Origin of the sequence: Paenibacillus sp. FSL R7-0302 (assembly GCF_038006885.1) — a bacterium.
In the GTDB taxonomy this organism is placed as follows: domain Bacteria; phylum Bacillota; class Bacilli; order Paenibacillales; family Paenibacillaceae; genus Paenibacillus_AQ.
This window is the reverse complement of record NZ_JBBOWB010000001.1, coordinates 3,092,853-3,112,871: the sequence shown is the minus strand read 5'-3', so window position 1 is coordinate 3,112,871 and position 20,019 is coordinate 3,092,853. Positions and strand designations below refer to the sequence as shown.

Below are 20,019 nucleotides of genomic sequence, written 5' to 3'. Positions count from 1 at the left end.
CATGCTAAGCGAGGAGACTGGAGATGAGCCTGATCAAGTATGAAGTGTTCCTGAAAGTGGTGGAGCTGGGCAGCCTGACGCGGGCCGCAGAGGTGCTGGGGTTCACCCAATCCGGCATCAGCCACACGCTGAGCAGCCTGGAGCATGAATTCGGCTTCCCGCTGCTCGTGCGCAGCCGTTCGGGGGTGAAGCTCACGGTGAATGGGGAGCAGGTGATGCAGCCCATCCGGGAGATCCTCAACTGGAATGAGCAGCTCAAGCAGCAGGTGGCGGATATTCACGGTCTGGAGACAGGGACAATTACGATAGGTACCTTCACGAGTGTCTCTGTCCATTGGCTGCCGGATATGATCAAGCAGTTCCGTGAGGAATATCCTTACATTGAGTTCAAGCTGATGGAGGGCGGATATCTGGAGATTGAGCAGTGGATTGAGGCTGGGGTGGTTGATTGCGGCTTCCTCTCATTGCCGACAAGGGAGCGGTTCGAAGTCATTCCGCTTAAGCAGGACCGGATGCTGGCGATTCTCCCGCTGGACCATCCGCTGAGCAAGGCCCCTCATATGCCGCTTGCCCAGATCGCCTATGAGGACTTCATTATTCCGAAGCCCGGCTCGGATTATGATGTGCAGCGTGTGCTGGAGAAGGCCGGAATTAAGCCGAACATCAAGTTCTCGGCCGGGGACGATTACGCCATTATTGCCATGGTGGAAAAAGGCCTGGGCATCAGCATCCTCCCGGAGCTGGTCACCGGGTTCCAGCATGAGCGTGTAGCTATGCTTGAGCTGGAGGAGCGGAGCTTCCGTTCCCTTGGCATCGCGGTCAACTCCATGAAATATGCTTCACCTGCCACGCGGCGGTTCTTGCAGCATGTGCAGCACTGGTCGTCTAGCCAAGGAGCCGTTTAACTTGGTAAAAAGCGCAAAAAAGGCATGTTTTCTAAAATATAAGAAATTATATGTTTCACACGATAACTTATCCTTCTATTTCTCGCTGAAACGGTACCGTCCTTTAAAAGGACGGCAAAGCCGTTTCCACTTGTTTTGAAAACATGCCTTTTTACCAATGGTCATCCGCGTATCATCCGCTTAATTTGCGCCCTTCATTATCGAGAAACAACAGCTCGTAGTATTTTTTGGGCCGCCCCTTACTGTTGTCTCTTTTTTCAAATACTGTTTGTACTTGTTTGCTTTCCTCGATTTTGTTAAGGATGCGGTTTGCACCTTTGACGGTCATGGACAGGCACTCTGCAACATCCTCAGAGGATAATTTATTGGTTCGCATGATTTCTGCGTAGGACATGATTTTCTGCAAATTGATGTTGTTGATTCCGATGGTTTTGGCTAACGCAAGGATGTCCGGGTCCCCCTGTTCGGAGAACTGTATGACATTCATGCTCCGCATGGGGCCGGCAACCTTCTGATTCTCGTCTATAAAAAAGCTGCTGCTGCCCGTATAGGCTTCCGCCTGTCTGTGAGCCTTGGTGGCATTGACGTTCGCTTGAAAATATTCATGCCCCGAGCCCCAGCCGATCTTCACCTTGCCCTGTATGCGCTCCTCCAGATACTCCAGCAGGGAACAGTTATGAGCGTTAGAGGTGATTCTCATGAAATTGCCGAAGGTGGTGTACAGTCTGACATAGCCTTCTGAGATTTGGGCCGTGTTCGCCAGATTCACGCTGCGCAGAAACCTGCCGACAAGGACTTTCAACTCTTGAAGCTGCTCTTCAGATGCCGGCTCAGCCAATTGAACCGATAAACATGCGACCACTGCCCGCTGGTTCTTAAGCTTGAGGATGGTAATCTCGTTGATGATCTCGCTGATGGTCTCTTTAACGCTCTCCAAAGTGGGCCGGATTAAGATATATTTGACGCCGTGCTTTTGGAGTTCCGGAACAAAGTGGCCGAAGGCCGTGATGGACAGATCTATTTTCTTGTCTTCCCACAGACTGATATGGTTCTCCAGCATGGTCTCCACCCGTTCGGACAGATCTCCGCTGTCAACGGGCTTTCCCTCATGAGTCAGGTATTGCTGGAATTCGCTGAAGGATTCGATGATATATGCATAATCCACATAGATCCGGGAGATATCAAGTCCAGGTTCTGTAACCAGCAGCCGGAAAAGCTCCCTGTACAGCAGGTTCTCATCATCCTGCAAAATGTGAACAGGGACTTTATCATCCAGGCATTCCTTATCGATGGACTCGTAAAGCATCCTGCCGCTGATCACAAATCCATCCACCGCATCTAAGTTTTTAAGATAGATGTCAGTTGTTTCCTGGAAACTGCTGATGGTAAGAAAACGGAACTGGCATAAGGGCCGCATTTCTTCTTCAATGGTGCGGAAATAATCCATATGGGTCTCAGGCGTGATAATACCCAGTTTGATTGTCATAATAGATTCCTTTCATAAAACAGTTCAATCAAAAGAGTTATATCACAATAAATGTGATATTACAATGTTCCGGCAGCCTCTGAAATAATGTTCTTAAAATGTCTTAATATCTCTTGACAGCGAATGAAAATGCCAGTACGATAAAAGCGTTCTTAAAAAGTCTTAAAATAAAAAGGGGGTAATGGTTACTCTAATCTAACTTTCATTTAATTTATGCTTTGGGAGATGTTCATTTGTGATTGAAAAAGCTGGAGACTTAATGAGTATGGCCCAGCAGTTGCAGGACAAATTGGTCACGTACAGGCATCATCTTCATGCGATTCCGGAGCTTGATCTAAGTTTGCCCAGGACAACGGCCTATGTAAAAGAGGTGTTGGAGTCGATGGGGCTTAAGCCCGCTCCCGTAGGGGAATCTGGGCTAACCGTTACCATTGGCGGACAGCAGGGCGGAAAGGTAGTTCTGATCCGTGCGGATATGGACGGGCTGCCCATTCAAGAAGAAACGGAGCTTCCTTATGCATCGTTGAATGGAAACATGCATGCTTGCGGCCATGATATGCATACCTCTATGCTGCTGGGAGCCGCAGAGATCCTGAAGGCGGGCGAAGCGCAGCTTCGCGGGACGGTCAAGCTTATGTTTCAGCCTGGTGAAGAGACGCTGCATGGGGCCAAAATGATGCTTGAAAGCGGGATTCTCGATAATCCCCAGGTGGATGCAGCCATGATGCTCCATGTGTTGACCGGAATGCCGCTGCCTCTCGGACAATTTGTAGTGCCTGAGGAAGGTGGAGCGATTTCAGCTTCCTCGGATTGGTTCGAAATCATCATCCGGGGGAGGGGCTCACATGGCGCTATGCCCGAGGCCGCAGTGGACCCCTTAAATGTAGCGGCTCATCTTCATCTGGCGCTGCAGGGTATTCTAAGCCGGGAAGTTTCACCGATTGACAATGCAGTGCTTACCATTGGCGTGATGGAAGGCGGAACTACGAACAACGTGATTCCCGATACGGCCAGATTGAAAGGCAGTGTACGCACATTTAACACCGCATTGCGGGGTAAAATGGAGACCCGTATCCGCGAAATTGCAGCAGGTATCGGAGAAACTTTTCAGGCAAATGTGGAAGTGATCTATACGCGGGGTTGTCCTGAGGTGAAAACGGATGGCGGACTTAATGAGCAAATGAGGGCTTCGATTGCAAATACCTTTGGCGACGGCTCCTATATCGGTATAACTGAGCTGGTACCCGGCGGTAAATTAATGGGCTCGGAAGACTTCGCCTTTGTCTCACAGACGGTGCCAAGTACCACAGTGTTCCTAAACGCAGGCAATATCGAAGAAGGTTATAGTTACCCTGTACACCATCCAAAGACGATGTTCGCGGATGAGGTGCTTCATAGAGGGGCTGCGGCTTATGCAGCTTTTGCCAGAGACTGGCTTGAACGAAACAGTTAAGCTCTAAACCAAACTTAGGAGGAATTACAATGACAGAGAGACGTATGATTGGACCCACCAAATTCGAAGAGTACTCGGAGAAATACAAGGAATTCCTGTTAATGACCCGCCGTGACGGTATCCTTGAAGTTCGTCTGCACACCGATGGAGGTTCGTACACGCACAATTGGGAAGCTCATACCGCCTGGTCTCATGCCTGGTCAGATATTGGCCGTGACCCTGAGAACGAAGTCATGATTATTACGGGAACCGGGGATAAATGGCTGATTGGCGACCCTGAGGTCTGGAATACGAAATTCATGGACTGGCCGAAGCAAAAGAAGCTCGAACAGTATCATGAATCACTGAGACTGCTTGAGAATTTGATCTTCTGCATTGACATTCCGACGATCGGGGCGGTTAACGGGCCAGGAACGCACTGTGAACTCGCAACGCTCTGTGATATTACCATTTGTACGGAAGACGCGGACTTTTTCGATCCGCATTATCTGGGAGGCACGCCTCCGGGAGATGGAATGCTGCTCACCCTGCAAAACATGATCGGGTTCAAAAAAGCAGCCTACTACGCCTACACCGGCAAGAATATCAATGGTCAGACCGCATTGGACCTGGGTATCGTCAGTGAAGTGCTGCCCCGCGAAAAGCTTCTTCCGCGCGCTTGGGAGCTGGCGGAGATGATCATGCAGGCACCGCGTTCAACGAGACATCTGTCTCACTCCATTATCTCCCGGCCATGGAAGCAGGCGCTGGTCGCCGATCAGGGATTCCAGCTGGCCCACCAGATGTACGACATGGCCATTGATGAAGAAGGAGCGCTGGAGCGGCTGAAGAAAATGCAAGGACGCCTGATGGGCAATGATGTTCAATAGAAAGATGACGGGACCTACCCGGCTCGAAGAGTATTCTGAGAAGTACAAGGACTTATTCCTCATGACCCGCCGCGGCGGCATCCTCGAAGTACGTATGCACACTGACGGGGGACCTTTACATTTCGACTGGCCGGTCCAAGCGGCATATGGTCAGGTATGGTCAGATATTGGCCGTGATCCTGAGAATGAGGTCATGATCCTTACAGGGACAGGAGAGCTGTGGCAGACAGGCAATCCTGAAGTCTGGACCACCAAATTCATGGATTGGCCGAACCGCCGGAAGCTGGAGATGTATCATGAATCGCTCCGAATGATTGAAAATATGGTTCATTGCCTGGATATCCCCACGATTGGGGCGATCAATGGCACAGGCGCGCACTGGCAATTGGGAACGCTTTGTGATATTACCATTTGTGCGGAGGACACCGTGTTCTTCGATGCCCATTATCTGGGCGGTGTTCCGCCTGGAGACGGAATCGTCCTGGCCCTTCAAAGGATACTGGGAACCAAGAAAGCGGCATACTATGCATACACGGGGATGAACATTACTGCAGAGGAGGCACTAGACCTCGGACTGGTCAGTGAGGTATTGCCTCGTGAACAGCTTCTTCCACGGGCATGGGAGCTGGCAGAGATGATCATGCAGGCCCCCCGCTCTACAAGACATCTTACGCATTCGATTGTCGCGCACCCGTGGAAACAAGCTTTGGCAGAGAATCAAGGTCTTCAGCTTACTCACCAATTGGTTGACATGGCGATTGATGAAGAGGGGATTCATGAGCGGCTGATGAAGCTCAAGGAACGTTTTCAGAGGAATGACAACTGAGAAGGGATAAGGGTGCTATGAGATCGTTGACTGAGCTATTTAAGATTGGCAGCGGACCGTCCAGCTCCCACACCATGGGGCCGGAGAAGGCGGCCGGAATCTTCAAAGCAGAAAATGAAGACGCAGACCAGTTCAAGGCACTGATCTATGGTTCCCTTGCCAAAACAGGCAAAGGCCATATGACGGACAAGGCCATTATTCGGGCATTGTCACCCGCTTCAGCGGAGGTTGAATTTGTTCCGCAGCCTGACTTTGATCTGCCCCATCCCAATACTATGGACTTGTTCGCTTACAAGGACGGTCAGCAAACCAATTCCATGCGTGTTGCCAGTATCGGCGGCGGGGAGATCGTGATTGATGGGCGGGAGGAGACGCGGGGACCTGATGTCTACCCGGAGAACAGCTTTGCCGAGATCAGCGCCTATTGTAAAGCGAATCATATCCGTCTAAGCGATTACGTCGAGCAGCGTGAAGGCATACAGATCTGGGAGTTCCTCCAAGGCATCTGGGAAGCGATGAAGCGTTCGATCGACGAGGGATTATCCGTCACAGGTATTCTGGAAGGCGGGCTTAATGTTGAGCGCAAGGCGAAATTTCTCTATCATCAGGGACATGCGGATGAGAGCCCGGAGACGCGTGAGAACCGGATCGTCAGCGCGTACGCTTTTGCCGTCAACGAACAGAATGCGGCTGCCGGTACAGTCGTAACGGCTCCAACCTGCGGGGCCTGCGGTGTTGTACCCGCCTCGCTCCGTTATATGCAGGAGAAGCTGCAGGTCCCGGACGAACAGATTCTCCGGGCGCTGGCGGTCGGCGGGCTCATCGGTAATCTGGTCAAGCAGAACGCCTCGATCAGCGGCGCTCAGTGCGGCTGCCAGGCGGAGGTGGGCACGGCTTGCTCTATGGCTGCGGCTGCACTCGCCGAACTGTCGGGTATGGAGATCGACCAGATTGAGTATGCGGCGGAGGTGGCCATGGAGCACCACTTGGGGTTAACCTGTGATCCGATTAACGGACTGGTTCAGATCCCTTGTATTGAGCGGAATGCTGTGGGTGCGATGCGGGCGATCAATGCGCTGAGTCTGGCGAAGTTCTTGTCCGGTTCCCGTAAAATATCCTTCGATCTGGTTGTACAGACCATGTATGAGACAGGCCTGGACATGAACAGCAGGTACCGTGAGACTTCAGAGGGCGGGCTCGCTAAGTTCTACAACATGGGCAGTTAAATGAAAATGATATCGCTATAGACGAGGAACGTCCCTGGCTGCCGGTTGGCAGAGGGGGCGTTTTTTCGTTGTGCGGGAGGATCTGTAGGACGGAGCCCGCTGTAAGAAAAGAAGTGATTTGACGGAGGGCGGCCGGGATGAGAAAATGTATGCGTGTACATCGAGTAGTCTATTCAGTGAGGAGGCACCAAATGAAACAGCTACGCATTGGAATGATAGGTTATAAATTCATGGGCAAGGCCCACAGCAACGCTTACCGCAGTCTGCCGATGTTCTTCCCCAAGGCAGTTAAGCCGCAAATGTCGGTCATCTGCGGACGCAATGAGGAAGCGGTTACAGAAGCGGCAGCACAGCTTGGCTGGTCAGAGAGTGTGACCGACTGGAAAGAGCTGATTGCCCGCAGCGATATTGATCTGGTCGATATTAATGCGCCAAGTAATGCCCATAAAGAGATTGCAATTGCGGCTGCGGCCGCAGGCAAGCATATCTTCTGCGAGAAGCCGCTGGCGCTGAATCTGGAGGATTCCCGCGAGATGCTGGAGGCTGCTGAAAAGGCGGGAATTGCGCATATGATTGGCTTCAACTACCGTTTCTCCCCGGCGGTGCGGCTGGCGAAGCGTCTGATTGATAGCGGCCGGCTGGGCACCATCTATCACTTCCGCGCATGGTTCCTGCAGGACTGGATTCTCGATCCGGAATTCCCGCTGGTCTGGCGGCTTCAGAAGGAGGTTGCCGGTTCGGGATCGCATGGTGATCTGGGGGCGCATCTGATTGACCTGGCCCATTTTCTCGTAGGGGATGTGGAGGAGGTTATCGGGATGAGCGAGACCTTCGTCAAGGAGCGGCCGCTGGCAACGGAGATGACTGGTCTGAGTGCCAAGGCAGGCAAGGATGCGCCGCGCGGTCCGGTAACCGTAGACGATGCAACGCTGTTCCTGGCCCGCTTCAGCAGCGGTGCGCTGGGCAGCTTCGAGGCGACACGCTTCGCAGCCGGACACCGCTCGACCAATTCCTTCGAGATCAACGGCAGCCTGGGCAGTGTGAAGTTCGACTTTGAACGGATGAACGAGCTGGAGGTCTACCTGACCTCGGACGACGCGGATGTGCAGGGCTTCCGCCGCGTACTTGCCACCGATCCGGCGCATGACTATGCAGACGCCTGGTGGCCGCCGGGCCACACCATCGGATTCGAGCATACCTTCATTCATGAGATGCTGGAGCTGTCGAATGCCATTGAGGAAGGCCGTCAGCCGGAGCCGAACTTCAACGACGGCGTGAAATGCCAGGCGGTGCTTGAAGCGGTCGAGCGTTCGATTGAGCAGCGGCGCTGGGTTCCGATATCAGAGATGTAAGGGAAGACAGGGAAACACCGCCGGCCGCTTGATGGCCTGCGGTGTTTTTTTTGGCTGTGGCCCGGACAGGCCGGGAAGGCGTATGAGCCAAATGTAGTCGAAAAACCGACCACATTTGGACTGTACACGCCACATAGGCTGGATGGTCAGCAGTAGCGCCCCATTCTTTCACCCCTGTTTCCGTGCCTGGGAAGGGGTTAGACCCTTGTATTGCTTGTACAGCTTGGTGAAGTAATTCGGATTGTCACAGCCGACCCGGCCTGAGATCTCGGTAATGCTAAGGTCTGTTTCCAGCAAGAGCCGCTGCGCCTCATCCATTCTGCAGAAATTCACATAATCGATGAACGTCCGCCCGGTCAGCCTTTTGAAGGTTTTGCAGAAATGAAAAGGGTTCAGATTCACAAACCTGGCGGCAGCCTCAATCGACATCTTCTGATCTGTGTGGTTCTCCAGGTGTTCCAGCAGCGGCTTGAAGCGTTCGCGGTGGATGCCGCCCCGTTCCCCCTGCTCCCGCTCGCTGCGCTGCCGGGCCGGGAAGGCCCGGGACATCAGGGTGAAGAACAGGTGCAGCTGATTCTTCACCACGAGCTGAAAAGCCGGCTGCTTCGCCTCCACTTCGGCAATCACCCGCTCCAGCAAATGATAATACGCGGCGCATTCAGGCTGCTGGGCCGCAGGCATAACCGGGAATTGATTCAGATTATTGAGGTATGGGGCTACGAATTGCTCATGCTGGGAATCCTGGTTCCGGTCCTTGAACAGCGAGGCATGGAACACAATTGAGACATACGACAGGTCACCGCTGCACAGGCTATAGCCGACATGAAGCCCGCCGGACGGCACCATAAGGACATCCCCCGGACCGGCCTCATAAGGCTTGCTATCCACATGGAAAATAGCTTGGCCTTCGCGCATAATAATGATCTCGAAATGCTCATGCCAGTGCAGAAACAGGATGTTCTGTTCAGGCGACACCTCCCGGCAGGTGTTGAAGAACAGACGGAACGGATACGTTTTCTCTTCCAGCCTTGGATATTCCTTGAGTTCCTTCGGATAGTTCATGCTTGGTTCAACTCCCGCAAGATTCAGCTAGTTTAGCACAAGATAAGTAGAGATTTTGCCCAAAATGAGCGATATACTAGGAATGTTGCATTAACTATAAACCAATATTGGAGTGGCATACAAGATGCAGGATACATTAAGAATCGGAACACTGGTTGGAGGCGGGGATGCGCTCAGAGTCATTCCGCAGATTATTGGACATGGATTCGAATCCTTCAGCTTAACCTTCTGGCAGACTACAGGGACTACTGATTTGGCAGAAACAGCGGCACGGGTGCGTGAACTGGCTGCGGAGCATGATTTCACAATTTCTTCAGTCGGCATATTCGGGAATCCGCTTACAGGGACAGGCGATAATTCAGATACGGTAGCCAGCTGGGAACGGCTGATCGACCATGCCCATTTGTTCGGGACGGACCTGGTCTCCGGCTTCACCGGACGTCTGCCCGGCGTATCTATAGATGAGTCGATTCCGAAGTACGCTGAGGTGTTCGGTGAGCTGTCGAAGCGGGCGGCGGAGCGCGGAGTCAAGATCGCTTTTGAGAATTGCTCGATGGATGGGAACTGGCAGGCAGGGGACTGGAATATTGCGCATAACCCTACAGCCTGGGAGAAAATGTTCAACGCGGTCAATGCCGATAATCTCGGCCTGGAATGGGAGCCCTGCCACCAGATGGTGCAGCTGATTGACCCGATCCCGCAGCTGCGCAAATGGACGGACAAGATCTTCCATGTCCACGGCAAGGACGCAACCATCGCCTGGGATATTATCAAGGAATACGGAATCCACGGGCCTAAGCCTTATGTGTGGCACCGGACGCCGGGCTTCGGGGATACGAACTGGACCGATGTGATCTCGATTCTTCGTCAGGCCGGGTATAAGGGAACGATCGATATTGAAGGCTGGCATGACCCTGTCTATCGTGACGATCTGGAGATGACCGGTCAGGTCCATGCACTGAATTATCTCAAAACCTGCCGGGGCGGCAGCTTCATCCCGAACCCGGTATAACAGGAGGAACGAGCTATGACAGCAGGACATCGTGTGGTTGTGGCGGGCTGCGGGGCTATGGCTAATGAATGGATCACCTATGCACTGAAGCATGCTGATGGAATAGAGATTGTAGCACTCGTGGATATCCGGCGGGAGTCCGCTCAGGCCATGGCAGAAAGGCACGGGCTTACTTGCCCGGTATTTACTGAAGTGGAGCAGGCAATTGCGGATACAGCAGCTAATCTGGTATTTGATGTGACGGTACCGGCCAGCCATTACAGTATTGCCAGCAGCGCGCTTGAGGCCGGATGCCATGTATTCGCGGAAAAGCCGCTGGCGGAGACGATGGAGCAGTGCAATTCGATCGTCAGCATCGCTGAACGTACCGGCAGGAGCCATGCGGTGATGCAGAACCGCCGGTATGATCCGCGCATCCGTTCTTTGCGGGAGCTGATCACTTCAGGGGTTATAGGGCGGACAGGCTCTATCAGCGCGAACTTCTTCCTGGCTCCGCATTTCGGCGGCTTCCGGGATGCGATGGACAGCCCGCTGCTGCTGGATATGGCAATTCATACCTTCGATCAGGCCCGCTATATCAGCGGCGCTGATCCGGTAAGTGTGTATTGCCAGGAGTTCAACCCGCCGGGATCGTGGTATGCAGGGAATGCGGCGGCGGTCTGTATTTTTGAAATGTCGGACGGCTCCGTGTTCTGCTATCAAGGCTCCTGGTGTGCGGAAGGCGCGCCTACGTCCTGGGAAGCTTCTTGGCGGGTTCAAGGTGAAAAGGGCGCTGCTATCTGGGATGGCCGGGTTCTGCCTTATGCCGAGGTGATTAGTGCCGGGAGTGAACACTCCGGCCAGTTCCTCCATGAATTCGAGCGGATCGAAGCGCCGGAGGTACAGATGGAGGAGACCTTCCATCAGGGCTGTCTCGATGAAATGTTTCGTTCGCTTGCCGAAGGCCGTCCGGCCGAGACGGATTGCCGCGATAACCGCTACAGCATGGCCATGGTGCTGGGCGCTCTGGAGAGTGCGCGGACTGGCCGCAAGCTTAGTATTGCCGAATTCATAGAGGGCGCTAAGCTGGCAGGCAGTAAGGCGTAGGAGATTTTAGCAGGGGAAGCAAAATGGAATGCAAAAAGGCATGGGGAAAGCCCCATGCCTTTTCTTTTACCGCCGTCTTCTCAATTCTGGTTATTTATCTGTCCCCAGTAACAAGTTCACAACCGTATCCAGCTGCTGCTCCAAAGAATAAGGGTCCTCCATGACAAATTCATCATGGTAATTATCCCCGTATAAGAAGACTTTTCCATTCTTCACGGCAGGTACACTTTTCCATATATCACTTTCCATTGCCTGGTTTGTAATCTCAGCATCGCCATTATATACAAAGATATAATCACCTAAGTATTCAGGAAGCACCTCAAGCGAGATTGATTCGAACCCCTCTTTCATATGTAAGGCACTTTCTGTTGGAGGCAGCTGCAGCATTTCGTAGATAGTGGAGGAACCATAATTTCCGCCCGTTGCCGCTAACACATAAACCGTTTTTTCGGCAAACTGTACGATGGATACCGTCTCGCCTTCTTTAATGACGTTAGAGACCTTTAACCTTGCTTCAACAACCTTCTGTTCGTATTCCGCAATCCATTCCTCTGCCTGCTGTTCTTTTCCGAATATTGAGGCTACTCTTCTGAATTTATCAAGCGGTCCGGCCGTTGACAGCTCTTCCCAATAAGGCAGAAAAACAGTGGTGCCGATCTTCTCATATTGGTCAACATAATCTTCGATGGAACCGATAATGAGGTCTGGCTCCAGCATGGTCAATTTCTCCAGATTCATCGGGAATTCTCCCAGATCTTCGATTCTTTCGAGTGTTTCTTGTGGAATCTCCGCCTTGTCCATCCAGCCTTCGTCGAGCATAAACGTTCTTGCCCCGACGGGGACAATGCCCAGTTTCAATAAATGGCCCATATATTGGTCTGCCGCCACTTTTACCGGCTCTGCGGGTACTTCAATATCTCCTCTTGGCGTGGATACGATCCGTGTCTTCGGACTTTCTTCAGAGGCAGCCGGAGTTGCTTGATTTACGTTAGTGTTCCCGCTGCTTGAATCAATTGCTGCTGTGTTCGTCCCGTTGGAGCAAGCACTGAGCAGCAGGGAGCCGCACAGCAGGATAGCAGCCATGGCCACAGATCTCGTTGGTTTAAACATATGTATTTCCCCTTTGTCCGTATTATGATAATGATTATCATTATTAATATACAGATCCGCACTATATTCAGAAATAGAGGATGTGGGGAAGTTTAATGGACTTTCAGCAACTTTGTGCTGCTCCAGCTCTCTATTTCTATGATGAGCAGGGGCTACACCTTTTCGTTTTTTATAAATCCTGCTGAAATAATACACGTCTTGATACCCGATGCTGGCCGCAATGTCCCCGACTGAAGCATTAGTTGTCATTAGAAGCTCTGATGCAAGGTCAAGCCGGTAGCGGATTAAGTAATCAATCGGACTGATGCCTGTATGCTCCTTAAATAAGGATGACAAGTGATAAGCACTGAAATTGAATACTTCGGCAAGTGAATCTAAGGTAATAGGTTCCGCATAATACTCCTGGATATAAGTGATTACCTGGACTGCAACAGAAGTTGTTCTGACCTCGGTCTTATGCTCTTGCAGGCGCAATTCCTTTAACGTCAGATGAACGAACTGGTAAAAAAGTGCTTTTACCTGAAGTCGCTCTTCCGGCTTGTCCCATTTCTGATGCATCTGCTGAATTCTGTTATACAGTAAAAGCGGTGCCTCAGGGCTAAAGCAATACTGCGATTGAAAAGGATTCGCTTCATGGAGCAAGGCTTTGTAGTAAATGATGTAGTAAATAAATTTATCGTTAACCGAAACGATGCTTAGGGCCGCCCCTTTGCCGCTATGTAAAAGTTGAAAGCCTGTGCAAGAAAATTCAGCCTGGTCTACCTGAACTTGTGCGCTTCCTTGTACCGACAGTAAGAATATATTGGCGGGTATTATGAACGCAGGAAGAGCTTCGCCTTGTGCTAACTCCATCTGCCGGATATCCACCAGCCTAATTGCAGCCTGATCCCAAAGTAATAATTGATTGCTGTTGTGCATGATGCGTTATTCCCCTCCGTTATCTGTCTGCTTCTCATTTTAAATGATAACCATTATCAATGACAGTCTGAATAATAATCGTGAAATTGAAAGTCACATAAATCCATATTATCCTCACATCGATGTATTCCAGATCTGTGCAATGAAGACTAGAGTAAATAACAGATAGTGGATGTAACGAACAAGGGGTGATCTTGATGGCTGAGCGGTTAAGAGTTGTGATTGGGAGCGGCGGAAGTCGGCATAACCAGGGTTGGCTGCATACGGAGGCGTCGGAGCTTAATCTTTTGAATGAAGAGGAGTGGGCCAACAGGTTCAAGAAAAGCGGAGGGTTTATCTACCGTTCCAGGCGCTTCGACCACCGCAATACAGAGGGAAGGTTAGGCTTTGTCTCGCTGATAGTGGATGCCGTTAAGGTGTGAAAATAACATCCGCCGCCAGCAAAAAGGCTGATCTCCCCAGCACAATGCGCTGCATCGAGATCAGCCTGTACTCCAATCGGCCAGCCCGGGCTAGAAGCCCCGGTACTGCGGTTCTTCCTTTTCCAGCTCGGTTACGCGTCCTTCCACCTGCGTGACAATCTGCTGGGTCTGCTCGGCCGCTTGGGTGAACAGGGTCTTGGCTTCCTCGTTTTGAGTCTCCATGGCGAATTGCTCCAGGCTGGCCTGGGCGCTTTTTAGCGATGCTACGCACGTCTTGACTTGTGAGGCGACAGTCATCGGTATACCCTCCTCCATATCATAGAAATGGATCATCATCCACGGATTCTAGTATCTGCATTCCCGCAGCTCATATTCTGGAAAATCACTCCAGCCTCACGAGAGCATAATCAGCTGACACGAAATCTTATGGTTAATTCACCCCTGGTTTGACAAATACTGAAGCAGAATGTCTGACGACACAGAGCATGAAATATCACATTACAGGGGGTTATTCGAATGCCTGAAGCGCTGGAAGTTGTCCTGCGGACCTTATTCGCTGTGGTCGTAATGTTTTTTCTTACCAAGATACTCGGCAAACGGCAGGTTTCGCAGCTGTCTTTTTTTGAATACATTACGGGAATTACGGTGGGGAGCTTGGCGGCGTATATCTCGCTGGATACGGATAAGACCTGGCATCTGGGCCTGATTGCCTTAGGCGTCTGGGTTGCCTGTTCGCTGGGCATCGAATATCTGCAAATTAAGAGCAAGAAGGCCCGTGATTTCATTGACTTCAAATCGACGGTCCTGATTAAGGACGGTAAGATTCTGGAGAATAATATGAAAAAAGAGCGTCTGAGCGTCGACGAGCTGCTGGAGGAATTGCGCAAAAAGGATGTCTTCAAGGTGGCCGATGTGGAATTTGCGATTATGGAATCGGATGGTGCGATTAACGTGCTTTTGACCAAGGAGAATCAGCCCTTCACCCCGAAGGACCTGGGGATCAAGGTTGCACCGGAGAAGGAGACGCTCGCTGTGATTATGGATGGTGAGATTCTGGACGAGCCTCTGGATACGCTGAATCTGTCCCGGAAGTGGCTGCAGACCGAGCTGGAAAAGCTGAATCTGACCGTCAAGGAGGTTTTCCTCGGACAGGTAGACTCTTACGGTGAGCTTACCGTGGATCTCTACGCTGACAATGTCAAGGTGCCGCAGCCGCAGGATAAACCTCAGCTGTATGCGCTGCTGAAGAAATGTGAAGCCGATCTGGAGCTGTTCGGCCTGTCCACCAAGAACAAAGCAGCGAAGCAAATGTACGCAAATTGTTCAGAGCAATTGCAGGCGCTGCTGCAGAAGCTGAAGCCTTTTATCCAGAACTGACAGCATGGGCAGTTTCACAAGCAGGAGCCGGTGATCCGGCTTCTTTGTGGCATGTCCGGGCATAAATCCAGGAATGAACTGGAATACTAAGGCAGATTCCCCATTACCGGAAGGAGGCACCCAGATTGCCTGAACAGGATATGCTGGAGCTAATCAAGGAGCAGCTGACAGACTGCAGCGATGCGGTCTACCAGTCTATTAATGTCTACGGGCATTCCTGTATGCTGATCTATATTCCTTCCATCGTAGATACACTTAGCCTGCAGGAATTTGTCGCCACGCCCCTGAAGGCAGAAGCCAATGCGGAGCCGCACTGGCCGGATTTCATGGAGCGCCTGGATCACGGATCTGCATTCGCTATACCTTATATTAAGGCCTATCATCCCGGCCGGGTAGTGGAGCTGATCGTCAGCGGGAATCCCGTACTCAGCATCGCAGGCTTGCCGTATGTGTATTATTTTGAGATTGCCCACTATCAGAAAAGGGCGGTGTCTGAATCACAGAATGAGCTGGTGGTCATCGGGCCGCAGGAAGCTTTTATTGAGGATATTCAGACGAATCTGTCGCTGCTGCGCCACAAGATCAAGCATGCGGATCTGAAGACCAAGCATTTTGCTATCGGCAAATATACCAAGACCGATGTATATCTGGTCTATCTCGAAGGGCTCTGCAAGCCGGAGATCCTGGCGGAAATGGAACAGAAGCTGGGCAGTCTCGATGTAGACGGGATTCTGGGCATCAGCTATCTGGCGGAGCATATGTCCCGGGGGCGATTCTCCCCTTTTCCGCTCTATCAATATACGGAACGCCCTGACTCTGTCGCCGCCTCGCTCATGGAAGGCAGAGTCGGCATTCTGCAGGACGGCACACCGTCCGCTCTGTTGGCGCCGGTAACTTTTTTTGCGCTGCTGCAATCCTCCGAGGATTATTACCAGAGCTTTTATGCAGGCAGCTGGATCCGGCTGGTCCGCCTCTTTTTCTCGCTGATCTCGATGATACTGCCGTCATTATATGTCGCCATTACAACCTTTCACTCACAGATCATTCCCTCTGATCTGCTGATAACGATAGCTGCGGCCCGCGAGAATATCCCGTTCACTGCCCTGACGGAGGCGCTGATTATGGAGCTTACGTTCGAAGCCCTGCGTGAAGCCGGGACCCGTATTCCGAAGCCAGTGGGTCAGACCGTCTCCATTATCGGAGGTATCGTTATCGGACAGGCGGCGGTCCAGGCGGGAATTGTCTCGGCACCGATGGTCATTGTAGTGTCCATTACGGGGATCGCTTCTTACATCATTCCGCATCTGGAGCTTGGACTGACCTTCAGGCTGCTGCGCTTTGTGCTGCTCGTTCTGGGCGGAACCCTGGGACTGATCGGCGTCTTTATTGCGGTATTTATGATCTATGGGCATTTGGCCCATCTCCGGTCCTTCGGCTCACCCTACCTGCAGCCGCTGGCGCCGCTTGTTTTGGAAGACTGGAGAGATACCCTGTTTCGCGTCCCCTCCCAGTATATGAATAAGCGGAGCAGCTCTTTTACCGACAGCAAAAATAAAAGGAGGCAGAAGCCATGAGAGCCGTCAAGCTGGGCATGGCACTGCTGCTGCTCTTCAATCTGACCGGCTGCTGGTCCAAAACGGAGCTTGATAAATTGACCTTTATCTATGGAATATTCATTGACAAAGGGAAGGAGCCGGGTACCGTTGAAGTCACAATCAGTTCGCCGCTGCCGAACCGGCTGATGTCAGGGGCCCAGGGAGGGAGCGGCGCGTCTGACGGCAAGGCTTATTCGATGATCACCAAGACAGCACAGACTATACCGGAAGCAGTAATCCTGATTCAGAAGGATCTGTCCCGAAAGATTGAGATTTCCCATATCAAGATTGTGGTCGTGGGGAAGGAGTACGCAAGGGAAGGCATTGGGGAAATGCTTGAATGGTTCAAAAGGCAACCGGAGATCCCCCTGGGAACCTTCATCATGGCTGCACCCGGCAAAGCCAGCGAGATTCCCAAATTGTCTCCGATCTTCGAACAGTTACCGGATCAGGTACTCAGCAACATTGCCCAAGAAAACCTCCTGTTCAGCACTACGATCAGAGACTGCATGCTCTCGGAGGCCTCACATATGGGGTATGCGATGGATTATTTATCTTTTGGACTAAAGAGCGACAACACTGAGAAGAAGGAGGAGTACTGGGTTGGGGTCGGCGGTGTAATGCTGTTCCAGGAGATGAAGATGAGAGGTCTGATGAATGTCAGTGAGGGCAGAGCCTTGGCCTGGGCTGCGGGGAATCTCGCCGGACACATCGCGTTTCCGGTATATTCGATAGACTGGGATGATGACGGCACAGGAGCTGCAAATGCCATCTTCCTCAGGAACACCGCAGCTTCCTCAGTAAGCATGACCCCCGAAGGTCCGTTGTTTCATGTGAAAATAAAAGGACATGCCAGCATCACCTACTTCAAGGATTCGGAGCACCGCGATGCGAACAAGCTCAGCTCCCTGCTTCTGAGCAAGCTTGAACAGAAGGTGGCCGGAGAAATCACAGCCGCCCTAGACCGTATTCGGCAGGAGGGTGTGGATGTGCTGCAATTGGGTATGCTGGTGGAATGGAATGATCCGGCAGAGTGGAGAAAGCTGCATGAGCGCTGGAAAGACTACTATACCTCGGAAGCCCGGATTAAGGTGACAGCGAAATTCGTTATCGAGGATTTCGGTTCAGAAAAATAAGGGGAAGAAAAACAGTATGCAGACAACGAAATGGCAAATCACCAGGTTCTCTATCGTATATCTGGGCTCCCAGAGCACCATGTTTCTGGTTCCCGGCCTCATTGAATCCTCCGGCTATCAGGGGTGGATCGGAATTCTGGCCGGCTATGCCCTGGCGCTGATTCCGCTGTTCTTCACCGTTCAGATCGGGAAGCTGAAGGCCGGGGCAGGCTGGGTGGTTAGCGGCGAGGAAATTACGGGGAAATGGGTGCACCGGATGATAGTTCTCCTCCTCTTATGCTGGTGTGTCTACTATGCTTCGTATGATATCGAGAATTTTGTCCTGTTCTTCGGATCTAACTATCTGCGCGGAACACCGCCGCTGCTTATCCAGCTCCTTATTGGACTGGTCATTATGTACACGGCTCATCTCGGAGTCACCTCTATAGTGTATATGTCTGACGGCATATCGCTTATTTTCGTAGCTTCGACGATGCTGAGCATCTATCTGTTCATCCAGCATGCCAATTACGCCATTCTCCCGGCGTTTCTTCATTACCATGATCCGTTTATCGCGTTCAAGGACTCGTTAACCGTCATGTCCTGGCTGGGGGAATGGGTGGTGTTCCTGTTTGTTGCCCCGGAGCTCAAAATCAGCAAGAGCACCATGAAAAAGCTGGCCCTTGGAGGCATGTGCGTGATGCTGACGATTCTGCTGGGCTGGGTAATGACCTTGCTGAATTTCGGAGCCTATCTGGGCAAAGAGCTGGCGTTCCCCTATCTGCAGCTCGTCCGCAGCTCGTCCAACAACGAGCTTCTGGGCAATTCGGATCCCCTGCTGATCGGCATCTGGTCCGCTTCTATGTTCATTCACAGTTCATTTCTGATCTATGTAGCGAGTAAATGTGCTGCCTATCTTACCGGCCAGAGAGCGAAGAAGCTGCTGATTCCCGGCCTGACAGTCTGCTCTGTGACGATTGCCTATCTCTATTCCAGAAATCTGGCCCGGTATGATCACGACTATTACTCCTTCAATACGGCTCTTGTGTGGCTGATTGTAGAGTTTATTCCGATGTACTATTTCTTTGTGTTAATGCTCCGGAAGAAGCGGCAGCCGCAGGCATAAGCCAGGGCTGCAATTTTCGCTATTATATAATGTAGGCGCTTTCTGGTATGATTAGTTTATATGTACATACCTTTTTCTGGAATAGGATGGTGTTATTATTCATGAATCTTCAAGAAGCAACCGCTCTAGTTGAAGCGATCCGAAGTAATCTGGCACAAGTTATTGTCGGCAAAGAGGGCGGCGTGAACCTGCTGCTGACCGCCTTGCTGGCGAATGGCCATGTGCTGCTGGAGGATGTTCCCGGCACCGGAAAGACACTGCTCGCCAAAACACTGGCCCGCTCCCTGGACTGCACGTTCAAGCGGATTCAGTTCACACCCGACCTGCTGCCGTCCGACTTAAGCGGTATCAATTACTATAATCAGAAGACCGGCGAATTTCAATTCCGCCCCGGTCCGGTATTTGCCAGCATTCTGCTTGCGGATGAGATCAACCGGGCTACGCCGCGCACCCAGTCAAGCCTGCTGGAGTGTATGGAGGAACGGCAGATTACGATTGACGGCGTGACACATGAGCTGGAGCGGCCGTTCCTGGTCATTGCTACCCAGAATCCGGTGGACAGCCAGGGGACCTTTCCGCTGCCGGAAGCGCAGCTGGACCGGTTCCTCATGCGGATTACCAGCGGGTATCCGACATTTGAGGAAGGGGTACATATCCTCCAGAGATTCCGCCAGAATAACCCGCTGGAGGATACCGCTGCGGTGGCTACGGCCCGGCAGATTCAGGACATTCAACGTCTGGCTGCGGAGGTTACTGTCAGTGACGAGCTGCTCGCTTATATGATGCGTGTGGTTGAGGCTACCCGTACCTCCCCGGCGGTCCGGCTGGGAGCAAGCCCCAGGGCAGCTTTCGCCTTGCTGCGCGCTTCGCAGGGATACGCACTGATCCAGGGCAGAAGCTACTGTATCCCGGATGATATCAAAGAGGTTGCGGTTCCTGTGCTGGCGCACCGGCTGATTCTTCAGCGCGGCCCCGGAGTCCGTGAAGGCCAGTCGGCAGAGGTAGTGCTTCAGGTACTGCGTGAAATTGAGGTGCCGGCTGAACCTGCTGTCCTGTCCAGAGGCGGAAGGGTGGAGTGA

The 20,019-nt window shown here is 52.1% G+C and carries 17 protein-coding genes and 1 pseudogene; 14 read left to right on the top strand and 4 right to left on the bottom strand.

Annotated features, from left to right (window positions below):
* The first annotated feature begins 23 nt into the window (after positions 1–23).
* The gene (locus MKY96_RS13525; protein ID WP_340941028.1) at positions 24–905 is read left to right on the top strand and encodes a LysR family transcriptional regulator; all 882 of its coding nucleotides are present in this window, start codon (positions 24–26) and stop codon (positions 903–905) included.
* A 172-nt stretch (positions 906–1,077) separates the two neighbouring features.
* Here MKY96_RS13525 and MKY96_RS13520 read toward each other — a convergent pair whose 3' ends face one another.
* A complete protein-coding gene (locus tag MKY96_RS13520; RefSeq protein ID WP_340941027.1) occupies positions 1,078–2,391 on the bottom strand; it encodes a transcriptional regulator in 1,314 nt (437 codons plus the stop codon).
* A gap of 235 nt (positions 2,392–2,626) precedes the next feature.
* Here MKY96_RS13520 and MKY96_RS13515 point away from each other — a divergent pair, with 235 nt between their 5' ends.
* The 5 genes from MKY96_RS13515 (at position 2,627) to MKY96_RS13495 (ending at position 8,117) form a co-directional block, all read left to right on the top strand.
* Positions 2,627–3,844 (top strand): M20 metallopeptidase family protein, encoded by a 1,218-nt coding sequence (locus MKY96_RS13515; RefSeq protein ID WP_340941026.1) that lies wholly within the window; start codon positions 2,627–2,629, stop codon positions 3,842–3,844.
* Between the two features lie 29 nt (positions 3,845–3,873).
* The gene (locus MKY96_RS13510) at positions 3,874–4,713 is read left to right on the top strand and encodes an enoyl-CoA hydratase/isomerase family protein (protein ID WP_340941025.1); all 840 of its coding nucleotides are present in this window, start codon (positions 3,874–3,876) and stop codon (positions 4,711–4,713) included.
* Positions 4,700–5,539, top strand: coding sequence for an enoyl-CoA hydratase/isomerase family protein (locus MKY96_RS13505; protein WP_340941024.1), 840 nt, complete (start codon positions 4,700–4,702; stop codon positions 5,537–5,539). The genes MKY96_RS13510 and MKY96_RS13505 overlap by 14 nt, the downstream gene beginning before the upstream one ends.
* A gap of 17 nt (positions 5,540–5,556) precedes the next feature.
* Complete coding sequence (locus MKY96_RS13500) at positions 5,557–6,765, top strand: L-serine ammonia-lyase, iron-sulfur-dependent, subunit alpha (RefSeq protein WP_340941023.1); 1,209 nt, start codon at positions 5,557–5,559, stop codon at positions 6,763–6,765.
* 191 nt (positions 6,766–6,956) lie between these two features.
* A complete protein-coding gene (locus MKY96_RS13495) occupies positions 6,957–8,117 on the top strand; it encodes a Gfo/Idh/MocA family protein (RefSeq protein ID WP_340941022.1) in 1,161 nt (386 codons plus the stop codon).
* 168 nt (positions 8,118–8,285) lie between these two features.
* On the opposite strand, the gene MKY96_RS13490 is transcribed toward MKY96_RS13495, so the two are convergent.
* Positions 8,286–9,179: a helix-turn-helix domain-containing protein gene (locus tag MKY96_RS13490; protein WP_340941021.1), complete on the bottom strand. Its 894-nt coding sequence runs from the start codon at positions 9,177–9,179 to the stop codon at positions 8,286–8,288.
* A gap of 124 nt (positions 9,180–9,303) precedes the next feature.
* On the opposite strand from MKY96_RS13490, the gene MKY96_RS13485 reads away from it, so the two are divergent.
* Positions 9,304–10,191, top strand: a complete 888-nt coding sequence (locus tag MKY96_RS13485) for a sugar phosphate isomerase/epimerase family protein (protein ID WP_340941020.1) — start codon at positions 9,304–9,306, stop codon at positions 10,189–10,191.
* A 15-nt stretch (positions 10,192–10,206) separates the two neighbouring features.
* The gene (locus MKY96_RS13480; protein ID WP_340941019.1) at positions 10,207–11,277 is read left to right on the top strand and encodes a Gfo/Idh/MocA family protein; all 1,071 of its coding nucleotides are present in this window, start codon (positions 10,207–10,209) and stop codon (positions 11,275–11,277) included.
* Between the two features lie 90 nt (positions 11,278–11,367).
* On the opposite strand, the gene MKY96_RS13475 is transcribed toward MKY96_RS13480, so the two are convergent.
* Positions 11,368–13,305 carry an AraC family transcriptional regulator gene (locus tag MKY96_RS13475; RefSeq protein WP_340941018.1) on the bottom strand — a complete coding sequence of 646 codons (1,938 nt, stop codon included), beginning with the start codon at positions 13,303–13,305 and terminating at the stop codon, positions 11,368–11,370.
* Between the two features lie 314 nt (positions 13,306–13,619).
* Between MKY96_RS13475 and MKY96_RS33920 the strand changes: the two are divergent.
* Positions 13,620–13,727, top strand: a pseudogene (locus tag MKY96_RS33920) (class I SAM-dependent methyltransferase); the annotation flags it as partial.
* Between the two features lie 90 nt (positions 13,728–13,817).
* Here MKY96_RS33920 and MKY96_RS13465 read toward each other — a convergent pair.
* Positions 13,818–14,024, bottom strand: a complete 207-nt coding sequence (locus tag MKY96_RS13465) for a DUF1657 domain-containing protein (RefSeq protein ID WP_340941015.1) — start codon at positions 14,022–14,024, stop codon at positions 13,818–13,820.
* Positions 14,025–14,243: 219 nt separating this feature from the next.
* On the opposite strand from MKY96_RS13465, the gene MKY96_RS13460 reads away from it, so the two are divergent.
* The 5 genes from MKY96_RS13460 to MKY96_RS13440 all read left to right on the top strand — a co-directional run bounded on the left by MKY96_RS13460 (position 14,244) and on the right by MKY96_RS13440 (position 20,019).
* A complete protein-coding gene (locus tag MKY96_RS13460; protein WP_340941014.1) occupies positions 14,244–15,104 on the top strand; it encodes a DUF421 domain-containing protein in 861 nt (286 codons plus the stop codon).
* A 140-nt stretch (positions 15,105–15,244) separates the two neighbouring features.
* On the top strand, positions 15,245–16,678 hold the full coding sequence (locus MKY96_RS13455) for a spore germination protein (protein ID WP_445671482.1): 1,434 nt from the start codon (positions 15,245–15,247) through the stop codon (positions 16,676–16,678).
* Positions 16,675–17,835: a Ger(x)C family spore germination protein gene (locus MKY96_RS13450; RefSeq protein WP_340941011.1), complete on the top strand. Its 1,161-nt coding sequence runs from the start codon at positions 16,675–16,677 to the stop codon at positions 17,833–17,835. The genes MKY96_RS13455 and MKY96_RS13450 overlap by 4 nt, the downstream gene beginning before the upstream one ends.
* A 16-nt stretch (positions 17,836–17,851) precedes the next feature.
* Positions 17,852–18,940 carry a GerAB/ArcD/ProY family transporter gene (locus tag MKY96_RS13445; protein ID WP_339256455.1) on the top strand — a complete coding sequence of 363 codons (1,089 nt, stop codon included), beginning with the start codon at positions 17,852–17,854 and terminating at the stop codon, positions 18,938–18,940.
* A gap of 101 nt (positions 18,941–19,041) precedes the next feature.
* Positions 19,042–20,019 carry an AAA family ATPase gene (locus tag MKY96_RS13440; protein ID WP_340941009.1) on the top strand — a complete coding sequence of 326 codons (978 nt, stop codon included), beginning with the start codon at positions 19,042–19,044 and terminating at the stop codon, positions 20,017–20,019.

Coding starts and splice junctions, on each gene's coding strand:
- MKY96_RS13525 (WP_340941028.1), top strand. CDS start 24: ATGAGCCTGATCAAGTATGAAGTGTTCCTGAAAGTGGTGGAGCTGGGC.
- MKY96_RS13520 (WP_340941027.1), bottom strand. CDS start 2,391: ATGACAATCAAACTGGGTATTATCACGCCTGAGACCCATATGGATTAT.
- MKY96_RS13510 (WP_340941025.1), top strand. CDS start 3,874: ATGACAGAGAGACGTATGATTGGACCCACCAAATTCGAAGAGTACTCG.
- MKY96_RS13505 (WP_340941024.1), top strand. CDS start 4,700: ATGATGTTCAATAGAAAGATGACGGGACCTACCCGGCTCGAAGAGTAT.
- MKY96_RS13500 (WP_340941023.1), top strand. CDS start 5,557: ATGAGATCGTTGACTGAGCTATTTAAGATTGGCAGCGGACCGTCCAGC.
- MKY96_RS13495 (WP_340941022.1), top strand. CDS start 6,957: ATGAAACAGCTACGCATTGGAATGATAGGTTATAAATTCATGGGCAAG.
- MKY96_RS13490 (WP_340941021.1), bottom strand. CDS start 9,179: ATGAACTATCCGAAGGAACTCAAGGAATATCCAAGGCTGGAAGAGAAA.
- MKY96_RS13485 (WP_340941020.1), top strand. CDS start 9,304: ATGCAGGATACATTAAGAATCGGAACACTGGTTGGAGGCGGGGATGCG.
- MKY96_RS13480 (WP_340941019.1), top strand. CDS start 10,207: ATGACAGCAGGACATCGTGTGGTTGTGGCGGGCTGCGGGGCTATGGCT.
- MKY96_RS13475 (WP_340941018.1), bottom strand. CDS start 13,305: ATGCACAACAGCAATCAATTATTACTTTGGGATCAGGCTGCAATTAGG.
- MKY96_RS13465 (WP_340941015.1), bottom strand. CDS start 14,024: ATGACTGTCGCCTCACAAGTCAAGACGTGCGTAGCATCGCTAAAAAGC.
- MKY96_RS13460 (WP_340941014.1), top strand. CDS start 14,244: ATGCCTGAAGCGCTGGAAGTTGTCCTGCGGACCTTATTCGCTGTGGTC.
- MKY96_RS13455 (WP_445671482.1), top strand. CDS start 15,245: ATGCTGGAGCTAATCAAGGAGCAGCTGACAGACTGCAGCGATGCGGTC.
- MKY96_RS13450 (WP_340941011.1), top strand. CDS start 16,675: ATGAGAGCCGTCAAGCTGGGCATGGCACTGCTGCTGCTCTTCAATCTG.
- MKY96_RS13445 (WP_339256455.1), top strand. CDS start 17,852: ATGCAGACAACGAAATGGCAAATCACCAGGTTCTCTATCGTATATCTG.
- MKY96_RS13440 (WP_340941009.1), top strand. CDS start 19,042: ATGAATCTTCAAGAAGCAACCGCTCTAGTTGAAGCGATCCGAAGTAAT.